The sequence below is a fragment of the Herbaspirillum sp. WKF16 genome, from assembly GCF_028993615.1.
Taxonomy (GTDB): domain Bacteria; phylum Pseudomonadota; class Gammaproteobacteria; order Burkholderiales; family Burkholderiaceae_D; genus Herbaspirillum.
In genome coordinates, this window is record NZ_CP118632.1 from 2,270,470 (window position 1) to 2,284,017 (window position 13,548).

Here is a 13,548-nt window from a genome sequence, read left to right on the forward strand (position 1 = left end):
TGGAGCAATGATGATCAAGAGGATCAAGAAAGCCGTTTTCCCCGTCGCCGGCCTTGGCAGCCGCTTCCTGCCCGCCACCAAGGCGCAGCCCAAGGAAATGCTGCCCATCGTCGACAAGCCGCTGATCCACTACGCGGTGGAAGAGGCGGTGGCCGCCGGCATCACCGAAATGGTTTTCATCACCGGCCGCAACAAGCGCGCCATCGAGGATCACTTCGACAAGGCCTATGAGCTGGAAAGTGAACTGGAAGCCGCCGGCAAGCAAAAGCTGCTGGAGATCGTGCAAAACGTGGTGCCCAAGAACGTGAATTGCATTTTCATCCGCCAGTCGACCCCGCTGGGCCTGGGCCACGCCGTGCTGTGCGCGCGGCCGGTGGTGGGCGAGGAGCCCTTCGCCGTGCTGCTGGCGGACGATTTCATGGACACCGACCCCGGCGTCAAGCCTGTGCTGGCGCAGATGACCGACATCTATACGCGCGAAGGCATGAGCATGCTGGCGGTGCAGGAAGTGCCCCGGGCCGAGACCAAGCAGTACGGCATCGTCAGCGCCACCTCCTACCAGCCCGACCTGGAGCGGGTGAACGCCATCGTCGAGAAGCCGGCGCCCGAGGACGCTCCTTCGACCCTGGCCGTGGTCGGCCGCTATGTGCTCAACAACCGCATCTTCGACTACCTGGAAAACATCGGCCGCGGCGCCGGCGGCGAGATCCAGCTGACCGACGGCATCGCCGCGCTGATGCAGGCCGAGTCGGTGCTGGCCTACCGCTACCAAGGCCAGCGCTATGACTGCGGCTCCAAGCTGGGCTACCTGAAGGCCACCGTGGCCATGGGCCTGAAGCACCCGGAAACCGGCCCGGCCTTCGGCGAATTCCTCAAGGAAATCGGCGGCAGGCAGGACTGATGCCTCGCGCCCGGCCGCTTCCGCGGCGGCCGGCGCGGCAGGGAGGGATCACACAGGCGCTCGGCATGGACCGGGCGTCGTCTTTTGGAGTGCAAGCAACGATGGCTATTCGCGACATCCTCAAAATGGGCGACCCGCGCCTGCTGCGCCAGGCGCAAGCCGTGACGCAGTTCGGCACGCCCGAGCTGGCGGCGCTGGTGGACGACATGTTCGAAACCATGCGCGCCGTCAACGGCGCCGGCCTGGCGGCGCCGCAGATCGGCGTCGACCTGCAGCTGGTGATCTTCGGCTTCGGCAGCAACCAGCGCTACCCGGACGCGCCCGCGGTGCCGGAGACGGTGCTGATCAATCCGGTGCTCACGCCCTTGTCCGACGAGATCGAGGACGGCTGGGAAGGCTGCCTGTCGGTGCCCGGCATGCGCGGCGTGGTGCCGCGCTGGAGCCGCCTGCGCTATCAGGGCTACGACTTGCAGGGAGACGTCATCGACCGTACCGTCGACGGTTTCCATGCGCGCGTGGTGCAGCACGAGTGCGATCACTTGCAGGGCATCCTGTATCCGATGCGCATCCGCGACTTCGCGCAATTCGGCTTTACCGAAGTGCTGTTCCCTGAGCTGGATCCGAATCAGGACGATTGACCCGCGCAGGAACGGATAGGCAGAAAAAAGCCGCAACCAAGGTTGCGGCTTTTTCATGGGCGCTGGATGCGGTGCCTACTTCTCCGCCACGCGCATGGCGATGTGCGCCAGCGCCTCCTCCACCTGGTCGATCAGGATCAGGCACAGGTCGCCGGCCTGCAGCGAGGACAGCGCGGTGTCGATGGCCAGGAACTCGCCATAGATCTCCTTGACGTCGCTGGTGCGGGTGGCTTTTTCCAGGCCCTGGCGCAGCAGCGCGATCACCTCGCCGTCGACGCGACCGCGCTGGCATTGGTCCTGATAGAGCACCACTTCGTCGAAGGCGTCGCCCAGCAGTTCGGTCTGGCGCGTGATGTCGACGTCGCGGCGGTCGCCGGCGCCGCTGATGACCACCGAGCGGCGCTTGGCGGGCATGCTGTCGACCGCCTTGATCAGGGCGGCGATGGCGTCCGGGTTGTGGCCGTAGTCGGCGATCAGGGTGGCGCCCTTGTAGTCGAACATGTTGAAGCGGCCCGGGGCGGTGCCGCTGTCGCTGATGAAGCTGCTCAGCGCGGCGGTGATCTGCTCCCAGTCGAGGTTCAGCGCCCAGGCGGCGCCGACCGAGGCCATCACGTTCTCGACCTGGAAGCCGATGGCGCCGTTGCCGGTCAGCGGGATGCCGGACAGCTTCAGGCGCTTCTCGAGGTCACCCTGGGCGGCCACGATGGCGTCGCCGTCGCGGTAGACGATGCGGTGGCCCTGGGCGCGATGGGTGGCCATGATCGGGTGTTGCGGGTCGAGCGCGAAGAAGGTCACCGAGCCGGGGCAGGAGGAGGCCATCTTCGAGACCATCGGGTCGGCCGCGTTGAGCACTGCGGTGCCGGTCGGCGCGACGTTCTCGACGATCACGCGCTTGACCACGGCCAGGTCTTCCACGGTGCTGATGTAGGACAGACCCAGGTGGTCGCCCATGCCGATGTTGGTCACCACGGCCACGGCGCAGCGGTCGAAGCCCAGGCCCTCGCGCAGCACGCCGCCGCGGGCGGTTTCCAGCACCGCGGCGTCGACGTCGGGATGGAACAGCACGTTGCGCGCGCTGCGCGGGCCGCTGCAGTCGCCGGTGTCGGTGCGCAGGCCGTCGATGTAGACGCCGTCGGTGTTGGTCATGCCCACGCGCAGGCCGGTCTTGGCCAGCAGGTGGGTGATCAGGCGCACGGTGGTGGTCTTGCCGTTGGTGCCGGCCACCGCCACCACGGGGATGCGGCCGTCGTCGCCGTCCCCGTACATGGTGGAGATGATGGCTTCGCCGACGTCGCGGCTCTTGCCGTAGGAGGGCGTCAGGTGCATGCGCAGGCCGGGCGCGGCGTTGACTTCGACGATGCCGCCGCCTTGCTCTTCCATCGACATGTGCACCGAGTTGCAGACCACGTCGACGCCGCAGATGTCCAGGCCGACCATCTGCGCCGCGGCGATGGCGCGCGCGGCCATCTCGGGGTGGACGTCGTCGGTGACGTCGGTGGCGGTGCCGCCGGTGGACAGGTTGGCGTTGTTGCGCAGGACCACGCGCACGCCTTGCGCCGGAATGGCTTCAGGGTCGAGGTTCTGGCCAGCCAGCACCGAGAGGGCGATGTCGTCCAGGCGGATCTTGGTCAGCGAGGTGGCGTGGCCGTCGCCGCGCAGCGGGTCGGCGTTGACCTGGTCGATCAACTGGCGGATGGTGTGCACGCCGTCGCCGATGACTTGCGGCGGATCGCGGCGGGCTGCAGCCACCAGGGTCTTGCCGATCACCAGCAGGCGGAAGTCGTGGCCCGGGAGATAGCGTTCGACGATCACCTCGTCGCTGATGCGCGCGGCGTTGGCGAACGCGTGTTCGATCTGCGCGGGGGTACTGATGTTGACCGCCACGCCCTTGCCCTGGTTGCCGTCCAGCGGCTTGATCACCACGGCCGAGCCGATTTCCTCGGCGGCCTTCAACGCATCTTCCACGGTGGTGACCACGCGGCCGTTGGGCACCGGCACGCCGGCTGCGTGCAGCAGCATCTTGGTCAGGTCCTTGTCCTGCGCGATCGATTCGGCGATGGCGCTGGTATTGCTGGTCTCGGCGGCCTGGATGCGCTTCTGGCGGCTGCCCCAGCCGAACTGCACCATGCTGCCCTGGGTCAGGCGGCGGAACGGGATGCCGCGCTTGGCGGCGGCATTGACGATGGAGCCGGTGCTGGGACCAAGGCGCACGTCTTCGTCCAGTTCGCGGATGCGCGACAGGGCGGCGGTCAGGTCGAACGGGGTGTCGGCCTGCGCGGCCAGGCACAGCTCCAGCGCCAGGTCGAAGGCCAGGCGGCCGACTTCCTCTTCGCTGTACTCGACCACCACCTGGTAGATGCCGGTCTCGATGGTGGATACCGTGCGGCTGAAGGTCACCGGGCAGCCGGCCTGCGATTGCAGGGCGAGGGCGGCGGCGGCCAGCGCATGCGCCATCGAGACGGCCTGTTTGCCGCCGTCCGGCTCAAGGAAGCCGATCTGCGGGAAGCGGGCGCGCAGGCGCACCTCGAAGCCGGGCATGTCGTCCACCACCCGTTCCGATTCCGGACAGGAGACGATGGCTTCGACGGCGGTGTGTCTGCACCAGAGGTTGGGGCCGCGCAGTGCGCGTATGCGGGATACGTCCATGGACAGGTTTTCCTAGTGTCTCTTGATCTTCAATCTGGTCTGTATTGCCTTGCCGGGGCGCCTGCCTCAGGCGACCTGGCTCTTGAACTTCAGTCCTTGCTGCTCGGCCTGCTCGGTGCCGAACAGTTCGATGCCGGCGCGGATCACTTCGGGCGAGATGCCCAGCGCCCACGCCGCGCCGACTGCCGCCAGCACATTCTCGACCTGGTAGGCCACGGCGCCGTTGCCGGTCAGCGGAATGGCGTCCACCGAGCTGACCTTGCATTCGCGCTCGCCCTCGGCCTGGATCAGGTCGCCGCCGCGCAGGAACACGGCGCGGCCGCCTTCCTTCAAGTGAGTCGCCAACAGCTCGGAGGCCGGTTCGGTGCTGAAGAAGATCACCTCGCCGTCGCACAGCTGGGCCATTTCGGCCACCAGCGGATCGTCGGCGTTGAGGATCGCGGCGCCGTCCGGCAGCACCAGGTCGACCTGGGTGCGCTTGACCTTGGTGGCGATTTGCTCGGCGTTCTCGATGTAGTACTCGGGCAGGCTGTCGTCGGGATCGATATTGGCCACCACGCCCACCAGGCAGCGGTCGTAGGCCAGGCCTTCGGAGAGGATGGAGACGCTGCCGTTCTCGAACACGGCGGCTTCCACGGCGCGGTTCAACAGCACGCGGTGCGCGGCTTCCCAGTTGGCGCGGTTGCCGCGCTCGACCTGGCGCTCGCCGAAATACAGGCCGTCGCCGCACGCCAGGCCGACATGCTTGCCCGAGAGGTGGATGATGCGGGCGACCAGGCGCGAGATGGTGGTCTTGCCGTGGGTGCCGGTGACGCCGACCACGGGAATGCGGCCGGTCTCGTCCTCGCCGAACAGGTTGTTGACGATGGCTTCGCCCACCGGGCGCGCCTGGCCTTCGGAGGGTTTCAGGTGCATCAGCAGGCCGGGGCCGGCATTGACTTCGACGATGGCGCCGCCCTGGTCGGCCAGCGGGCGGGTGATGTCCTCGGCCACGATGTCGACGCCGGCGATGTCCAGGCCGACGATGCGCGCGGCCAGCGAGGCGGCGGCGGCCACGCTGGGATGGACCTTCTCGGTGATGTCGGCCGAGACGTTGCCGTTGCGCAGCAGCAGGATGCGGCGGCCGGCGGCCGGCACCGATTCGACGGTGAGGTTCTGGCGCTGCAGTTCCAGCACGGCGGCGGGCTCGCGCTCCAGCAGCACCGGGTCCAGCAGGTGTTCTTCCAGCAGGCCGCGGCGCGGGTCGCGGTTGAGCTCGTCGAGCAGCTCCTGCACGGTGGACTTGCCGTCGCCGATGATGAAGATGGGCTCGCCGCGCGCGGCCGCGGCCAGCTTGCCGCCGACGATCAGCAGGCGGTGCTCGAGGCCCGGCACGAAACGCTCGACCAGCACGCCGCTGCCTTCTTCCAGCGCGACCTTGTAGGCGGTCTCGATTTCCTCGCGGGTGTTCAGGTCGATGAAGACGCCGCGGCCGTGGTTGGCGTCGCAGGGCTTCACCACCACGGGCAGGCCGATGTCCTCGGCGGCTTCCCAGGCGTCTTCGGGGCTTTCCACCAGTCGGCCTTCGGGCACCGGCACGCCGCAGGTTTCCAGCAGCGACTTGGTCAGGTCCTTGTCGCGCGAGATGCCTTCGGCGATGGCGCCGGTCTGGTCGGATTCGGCGGTCCAGATGCGGCGCGACTTGCAGCCGTGGCCGAGCTGGACCAGGTTGCCTTCGGACAGGCGGATGGTGGGAATGCGGCGTTCTTCGGCGGCATCCACGATGCAGGCGGTGCTGGGCCCCAGGCAGAGCTTGTCGACCATGCGGCGCAGCTTGGCCAGCGTGGCGTCGACGTCGTACGGGCGGTCTTCGATGGCGGCCATCACCAGGTCGCGCGCGGCGTACAGCGCGGCGCGGGTCACCGTTTCATGGCGGGCGCGCACCACCACCTTGTAGACGCCGCGCACATTGGTCTCGCGCGCCTTGCCGAAGCCGCCGGGCAGGCCGGCCAGGTTCTGCAGCTCCAGCGTCACGTGTTCCAGGATGTGGCCGGGCCAGGTGCCTTCCTCCAGCCGGCGCACGAAGCCGCCGCGCACCTCGTAGCTGCAGCGGTGCTCGATGAGCGTGGGCAGCCAGGCGGTCAGTCTGTCGGTGAAGCCGGGGATGGTGTTGGAGGGAAAGTCTTCCAGTTCGCCGATGTCGATCCACACTTCGAGGGCCGAGCGGTAGGTCCAGATGTTGGGACCTTTCAAGGGCAGGAAACGGAGGAATTCGATGTTTTTCATGTCTGGAGGTGTGCCGCGTAAATTGCCGTTTATATCTGTCTGTAGAGCCGGGCCGCCAGGCGATGCTGCTGCCGGGAGCCGCTTTTGTTCGCTTTTGTTCGCTTTTGTTATTTGTGAAACGTTTTCAGGCGTGTCCTCCGTGTGACCTCGCAAAGCCGGGAAGATGCCATCCGATCGCCTGTGCCGTCGCCCGCCAGCTCTGCCTTGCGGCGCGGGCCGCAAGCCGATGGGCGGCCCGGCGAGAGGTAGGACAGGATTTCCCGGTCAGCATTCCGTCAGAATAGCGCATGCTCCACTAACGTGCCGGAAGGCATTTGGTTTACTGGGGAACGACAAAGAACTGGCAAAAAGGGCAGGTGCGGGCTTGCCGGCGGGAAATCAGGGGGTGCGCCTCGCGCGGAAAAACTGGTCGGTTTTGCGGGCGGCGAAGGCGGATCTCATTGGAGTTATGCTTGTGAGGATGTGATTGGGCAGCATTGTCGCAGAGTGTCCGGCGGCCGTGGCGCGAATTAACCAAAAAAACGACGGTCAACAAGTAAAGGGCGAGCCGCCGGCATGGCGATGAGCTGCGTTTCGCATCCCGCGGGAAACGCGCCCGGACTCATGCGTGCACCGTTTGGCCGCCTCTTGCGTTATGCGATGGACTCATCCGTATCGCAGCCGATGACGAGGGGCCGCGCGCAGGGGCTGCGCTATAATCGCGCGCTGCCCGACCGGGCCTTGCCATCCAGAACACATAGCCAAACCGCTCGCTTCGGGCCTAACGTTGCCGTTAAATGACTACTGACTCCCTACCTTCCGCCACCGCCAGCCTGCCCGAACGCTGGAGGACGGAAACCGCCGCCCGCCTGGCCGCCAACGAGAAGATCGTGGCCTGGCTGGAGCTGGACCTTGATTCGCAATTGCAATTCCGCTCCTCGCTGGTGGTCGTGACGGAAACCCGGCTGCTGGCCAATACGCCCGAAGGCACCGTGTGGCAGGAGTGGCCTTGCAGTCCGGAGTTGACCCTGAAGCACCTCGACCACGCCGGCGTAGGCACCCTGGAGCTGTGCGACGGCGCCGGCCGCCTGGCCGCCTGGCGCTATACGCTGGCGCAGAACCCGCAGGCGCTGCGCCTGATCAAGCTGTTCGAGCAGCAGTGCGAACTGCTGGCGTCCGGCGTGCAGCCGGTGGAAGAGGGCGACGTGTGCCCGCAGTGCAAGGCGCCGATCCCGGAAGGCCAGGAGACCTGCGCCATCTGCCCCGAGACCAAGGAGGCGCCGCCGTCCACCTGGGCGCTGTTCCGCCTGTCGCGCTTCGCCAAGCCCTACAAGGGTTCGCTGCTGCTGGGCTTCCTGCTGACGCTGGCCTCGACTGCGGCCACGCTGGTGCCGCCCTACATGACCATGCCGCTGATGGACAACGTGCTGATCCCGTTCCAGAACGGCGCGCCGATCGACACCCACCGGGCCATGCTGTACCTGTCGGGCCTCTTGGGCGCGGCGCTCCTGGCCTGGGGCCTGGGCTGGGCCCGCACCTATATCCTGGCGCTGGTGTCCGAGCGCATCGGCGCCGACCTGCGCACCACCACCTACGAGCACCTGCTGCGGCTGTCCCAGGAGTATTTCGGCGGCAAGCGCACCGGCGACCTGATGGCGCGCATCGGCTCGGAGACCGACCGCATCTGCGTGTTCCTGTCGCTGCACCTGCTGGACTTCGCCATCGATGTGCTGATGATCATCATGACGGCGGCGATCCTGATCTCCATCAATCCCTGGCTGGCGCTGGTCACCTTGCTGCCGCTGCCGTTCATCGCCTGGATGATCCACGTGGTGCGCGACCGCCTGCGCCACGGCTTCGAGAAGATCGACCGCATCTGGTCGGAGGTGACCAACGTGCTGGCCGACACCATCCCGGGCATCCGCGTGGTCAAGGCCTTCGCCCAGGAGAAGCGCGAGGTGGCGCGTTTTCGCGAGGCCAACCGGCATAACCTGATGGTCAACGACCGGGTCAACAAGATCTGGTCGCTGTTCACGCCGACGGTGACCTTCCTGACCGAAGTCGGCCTGCTGGTGGTGTGGGTGTTCGGCATCTGGCAAGTCTCCAGCAACCAGATCACGGTCGGTGTGCTGACCGCCTTCCTGGCCTATATCAGCCGCTTCTACACGCGCCTGGATTCGATGAGCCGCATCGTGTCGGTGACGCAGAAGGCGGCCGCCGGCGCCAAGCGCATCTTCGACATCCTGGATCACGTCTCCAGCGTGCCGGAGCCGGCCAACCCGGTGCACCTGGAGAAGGTGAGCGGCGCCATCGAGGTGCGCAACATCGGCTTCCGCTACGGCAACCGCGCGGTGATCCGCAACATGAGCCTGTCGATCGCGCCGGGCGAGATGATCGGCCTGGTCGGCCACAGCGGTTCGGGCAAGTCGACCATGGTCAACCTGATCTGCCGCTTCTACGACGTCTCCGAGGGCGCGATCCGCATCGACGGCGTCGACATCCGCTCGCTGCCGATTTCCGAGTACCGCCGCAACATCGGCCTGGTGCTGCAGGAGCCGTTCCTGTTCTTCGGCACCATCGCCGAGAACATCGCCTACGGCCGGCCCGAGGCCACGCGCGAGGAGATCGTCGCGGCGGCCCGCGCGGCCCACGCGCATGAATTCATCCTGCGCCTGCCGCAGGGCTACGACTCGCTGGTGGGCGAGCGCGGCCAGGCGCTCTCGGGCGGCGAGCGCCAGCGCATCTCGATTGCGCGCGCGCTGCTCATCGACCCGCGCATCCTGATCCTGGACGAGGCGACGTCCTCGGTGGACACCACCACCGAGAAGGAAATCCAGAAGGCGCTGGACAACCTGGTCCAGGGCCGCACCACGATCGCCATCGCGCACCGCCTGTCGACGCTGCGCAAGGCCGATCGCCTGGTGGTGCTGGATCGCGGCCAGGTGGTCGAGGTCGGCAACCACGAGGAACTGATGGCGCGCGAAGGCCATTACTACAAGCTGTACCAGGCGCAGGCGCGCAATCCCGACGGCGAGGCGGAAGTCTCGGTCAGCGAGGAAGAGAAGGGCGAATGAGGAACATGAGCATGACGACGACCACAGCCAACCCCAGCCAGCAGCCGTCCTTCGGCCTGCATCGCAACAGCTTCGGCCGCCTGGTGTTCTCCGGCGCCGACGGCGTGCAGCATGAGAATGTGATTCCGGTGCGCGCCTTCCCGGTGACCGCGCCCGAGGGCGGCCTCTCGGTGGTCAGCAGCGACGGTCACGAGCTGGTCTGGATCGACCGCCTGGAACAGGTGGCGCCGCAGGCCCGCAAGCTGATCGAGGAAGAACTGGCCAGCCGCGAGTTCATGCCGGAGATCTCGCGCATCGTCGGGGTATCGACCTACGCCACGCCCAGCGACTGGACGGTGCAGACCTCGCGCGGCGTCACCACCTTCACGCTCAAGGGCGAGGAGGATATCCGCCGGCTGGCCAACTCGGCCCTGCTGATCGCCGACAGCCACAGCATCCAGTTCCTGGTGCGCGACATGAAGGCGCTGGACAAGCACAGCCGCAAGATCCTGGACCGGTTCCTCTGATCCGGGGCTTGGCGAATGCGCCGCGCGCTCCTGCAATGCAAAAGGCCCTGATCTGCATCAGGGCCTTTCGTTTTGTGTGACTGGCGCCGCGCTCAGAAACTTTCGTCCGGCCGCAGGTAACGCCATTGGCCGGTCGGCAGGTCGCCCAGCGTGACGCCGCCGATGCGGATGCGCTTCAAGCCGATCACCTTCAATCCCACCATGTCGCACATGCGGCGGATCTGGCGCTTCTTGCCCTCACGCAGGACGAAGCGCAACTGGTCTTCGTTCTGCCATTCCACCTTGGCCGGCTTGAGCGGCTTGCCGTCCATGATCAGGCCGTGGTTGAGGCGCTTGAGGTCGTGCTCGGGCAGCTTGCCGGGACGGCTGTACTTGACGCGCACCAGGTATTCCTTGTCGACCGCGGAGTCTTCGCCGATCAGGTGCTTGGCGATGCGGCCGTCCTGGGTCAGCACCAGCAGGCCGACCGAATCGATGTCCAGCCGTCCGGCCGGCACCAGGCTGCGCAGCTGCCTGGGGTGGAACTGCATCTCGGCGTCGTCTTCCTGCCAGCGCGATTCGGCGTTGACCAGCACCACCGCCGGCTTGTAGCCGTCCTCGGCCTGGCCGCTGACGTAGCCCATGGGCTTGTTGATCAGGATGGTCACGCGCTGGGACTGCTCGGCGCTGGCCTGGCGTTCGACGCTGACCTTCTGGTGCGGCAGCACCTTGCTGCCCAGCACCGACACCACGACGCCGTCCACGCGCACCCAGCCTTTTTCTATCCACTCGTCGGCCTCGCGGCGCGAGCACAGGCCGAGTTCAGACATGCGTTTGGAGAGGCGGACGGGTTCGGTCATGGAGGTGCCTTGCAGGAAACAGGTGGCCGGATGCGGCGAGGGGGAGATTGTACGGCAGATTGCGTCGCTTTGACGCGGCGGCCGCACCCGCGAGGAGGTGCGGCCGCGAGCGGCATCAGACCCGCAAGGTCGCCAGCAGCTCGGTTTCCAGCATGATCTGGTTGCGCGGCTGGGACAGCCCCGGGCCGTCGATCAGGAACACGTCTTCCACGCGCTCGCCCAATGTCATCACCTTGGCCGTATGCAGGTTGATCCTGTACTTGGCCAGCACGTTGGAGATCGAGTACAGCAAGCCGGCGCGGTCGTTGGCCGAGACCGACAGCAGGTAGTACTGGCCGCGCTCGTCCGGGCGCAGGTCGACCGAGGGATTGACCGGGAAGGTGCGCGACAGGCGCGACAGGCGCGCCTTGGACGGCGCCGGCAGCGGCGCGTCCGATTGCAGCAGCTCGCCCAGCTCGTGCTCGATCAGGTTGATGATGTCGCGGTAGTTCTTGGCGAACACCGGCGCGTTGATCATGAAGGCGTCCAGCGCGTAGTCGTTGCGGGTGGTGTGGATCTTGGCGTCGAAGATGCTGAAGCTCTTCTCGTCGAAGTAGCTGCAGATGCGCGCGAACAGGTCGGGGCGGTCGGGCGTGTAGACCGCCACCTGCACGCCTTCGCCGATAGGCGCGAGGCGGCAGCGCACCAGCGGCACGCCGGTCTCGACCTTGTCGTAGAAGCAGCGGGTCTGCCAGGCGATGTCGGAGGCGTCGTGACGCAGGAAGTAGGCCACGTCCAGCTGCTTCCAGAACTGCTCGTGGGCGTCGGCCGGCAAGCCGTAGAGGCGCAGCGTCTTGATGGCCTCCTGCTGGGTGTTCTTCAGCTCGCGGTCGGCCGAGGGGGCCTCGCCGCCCAGGACGCGCAGCGTCATGCGGTACAGGTCTTCCAGCAGCTTGCCCTTCCAGGCGTTCCATACCTTGGGGCTGGTGCCGCGGATGTCGGCCACGGTCAGCAGGTAGAGCGCGGTCAGGTGGCGCTCGTCCCGCACCAGCTGGGCGAAGGCGGAGATCACGTCGGGGTCCGAGAGATCCTGCTTTTGCGCCACGTGCGACATGGCCAGGTGTTGCTCGACCAAAAATACGATGAGCTCGGTGTTCTCCTGCGAGATGCCGTGCTGCACGCAGAACTGGCGGGCGTCGTCCATGCCCAGCTTGGAGTGGTCGCCGCCGCGGCCCTTGGCGATGTCGTGGAACAGGGCTGCCACATACAGCACCCAGGGCTGGCCGAAGTTGGCCATCAGCTGGCTGCAGAACGGATAGTCGTGCGCATGCTCGCTCATCGTGAAGCGGCGCACGTTGCGCACCACCATCAGGATGTGCTGGTCCACTGTGTAGACGTGGAACAGGTCGTGCTGCATCTGGCCGACGATGTGGCGGAAGTTCGGCAGGTAGCGGCCCAGCACGCTGGTGGCGTTCATCCGGCGCAGCGCGTGCGTGATGCCGCGCTTGCTCTGGATGATCTGCATGAACAGGCGATGGTTTTCCGGATTGGCGCGGAAGGCGTTGTCGATCTTGAAGCGGGCATGCCACAACGCGCGCATGGTGCGCGCCGACATGTCCTTCAATTCAGCATGTTCGGACAGCACCAGGAACACTTCCAGCATCGCCGACGGCGTCTGCTCGAAGACATCATCGTGGGCGATGTCGACGAAGCCGTTGACGTCGTTGAAGCGCTCGTTGATCGGCTTGGGCACCGTCTGGTGCGGGAACAGGTGCGCCTCGATGTTCTGCAGCAGGATGGTGTTGAGCTGCACCACCGCCTTGGCGGCCCAGTAATAGCGCTGCATCAGGTACTCGCTGGCGCGCCGGGTGTCGGTGGTCTTGAAGCCGAAGGTCTCGGCGATGGGCGTCTGGATGTCGAACACCAGGCGGTCTTCGCGGCGGTCGGTGCAGATGTGCAGGCGGATGCGGATGTCCTTGAAGGCGCGCTCCTTCTGGCGCAGCTGGCGCGCCTCGGTCGCGGTCAGCATGCCGTGTTCGGCCAGCTTGCTCCAGGAGTCGCCCAGGCCGGCCGCCTTGGCCACCCACAGGATCACCTGCAGGTCGCGCAGGCCGCCGGGGCTCTCCTTGCAATTGGGTTCAAGGCTGTAGGGCGTGTCTTCGTACTTGATGTGGCGCTGGCGCATCTCCAGCGTCTTGGCCTGGAAAAAACTCAGGGGGTCGAGCGCGGCCTGGTAACGATCCTGCAGTTGCTTGAACAGGGCGCGGCTGCCGGTGACCAGGCGCGCTTCCAGCAGGCTGGTCTGGACCGTGATGTCGGCGGCCGACTCGTCCATGCACTCGTCGACGGTGCGGATGCTGTGGCCGATCTCCAGGCCGATGTCCCAGAACAGCTGGACCAGCGACTCCAGCTTCTCCTTCTCGGCGCCGTCCGGCGCCTGCGGCAGCAGGATCAGCACGTCCACGTCCGAATGCGGGAACAGTTCACCGCGGCCATAGCCGCCCACCGCCACCAGGGCGGCGTCGGCCGGCATGCCCAGCTGCTCCCAGGCTTGGGTGAGGGCGCCGTCGACGTTGCGGCGCAGCTGGGTCAGCAGCTGTTCGGGTTTGTGGTCGGTCTGGAAGACGTCAATGGCCTGCTGGCGCGAGGCCTTGAGCTGTTTCTTGAGCGTGACGGCGAGTGTCGGCATCGGCTTGGATTTCGTGTGTGGCGGCTGGGAGG

General features: G+C 66.6%; 8 protein-coding genes. 4 read left to right on the forward strand and 4 right to left on the reverse strand.

What is annotated here, in order from left to right; translation table 11 throughout:
- Window positions 1-10 precede the first annotated feature (10 nt).
- Complete coding sequence (gene galU / locus Herbaro_RS10390; protein WP_275013742.1) at window positions 11-901, forward strand: UTP--glucose-1-phosphate uridylyltransferase GalU; 891 nt, start codon at window positions 11-13, stop codon at window positions 899-901.
- 101 nt (window positions 902-1,002) lie between these two features.
- Complete coding sequence (def, locus tag Herbaro_RS10395; RefSeq protein WP_275013743.1) at window positions 1,003-1,539, forward strand: peptide deformylase; 537 nt, start codon at window positions 1,003-1,005, stop codon at window positions 1,537-1,539.
- Window positions 1,540-1,614: 75 nt separating this feature from the next.
- Here def and cphA read toward each other — a convergent pair whose 3' ends face one another.
- Both cphA and Herbaro_RS10405 read right to left on the reverse strand, forming a co-directional pair.
- The gene (gene cphA, locus Herbaro_RS10400) at window positions 1,615-4,185 is read right to left on the reverse strand and encodes a cyanophycin synthetase (RefSeq protein WP_275013744.1); all 2,571 of its coding nucleotides are present in this window, start codon (window positions 4,183-4,185) and stop codon (window positions 1,615-1,617) included.
- A gap of 66 nt (window positions 4,186-4,251) precedes the next feature.
- Window positions 4,252-6,450, reverse strand: coding sequence for a cyanophycin synthetase (locus Herbaro_RS10405; RefSeq protein WP_275013745.1), 2,199 nt, complete (start codon window positions 6,448-6,450; stop codon window positions 4,252-4,254).
- Between the two features lie 776 nt (window positions 6,451-7,226).
- Here Herbaro_RS10405 and Herbaro_RS10410 point away from each other — a divergent pair.
- Both Herbaro_RS10410 and Herbaro_RS10415 read left to right on the forward strand, forming a co-directional pair.
- A complete protein-coding gene (locus tag Herbaro_RS10410) occupies window positions 7,227-9,503 on the forward strand; it encodes a cyanophycin metabolism-associated ABC transporter (RefSeq protein WP_275013746.1) in 2,277 nt (758 codons plus the stop codon).
- A gap of 11 nt (window positions 9,504-9,514) precedes the next feature.
- Entirely contained in the window at window positions 9,515-10,009 is a 495-nt protein-coding gene (locus Herbaro_RS10415) for a cyanophycin metabolism-associated DUF1854 family protein (protein ID WP_275013747.1), read from the forward strand.
- 92 nt (window positions 10,010-10,101) lie between these two features.
- On the opposite strand, the gene Herbaro_RS10420 is transcribed toward Herbaro_RS10415, so the two are convergent.
- The gene (locus tag Herbaro_RS10420) at window positions 10,102-10,848 is read right to left on the reverse strand and encodes a pseudouridine synthase (protein WP_275013748.1); all 747 of its coding nucleotides are present in this window, start codon (window positions 10,846-10,848) and stop codon (window positions 10,102-10,104) included.
- A 115-nt stretch (window positions 10,849-10,963) separates the two neighbouring features.
- Window positions 10,964-13,516 (reverse strand): [protein-PII] uridylyltransferase, encoded by a 2,553-nt coding sequence (locus Herbaro_RS10425; RefSeq protein ID WP_275013749.1) that lies wholly within the window; start codon window positions 13,514-13,516, stop codon window positions 10,964-10,966.
- Window positions 13,517-13,548 lie beyond the last annotated feature (32 nt).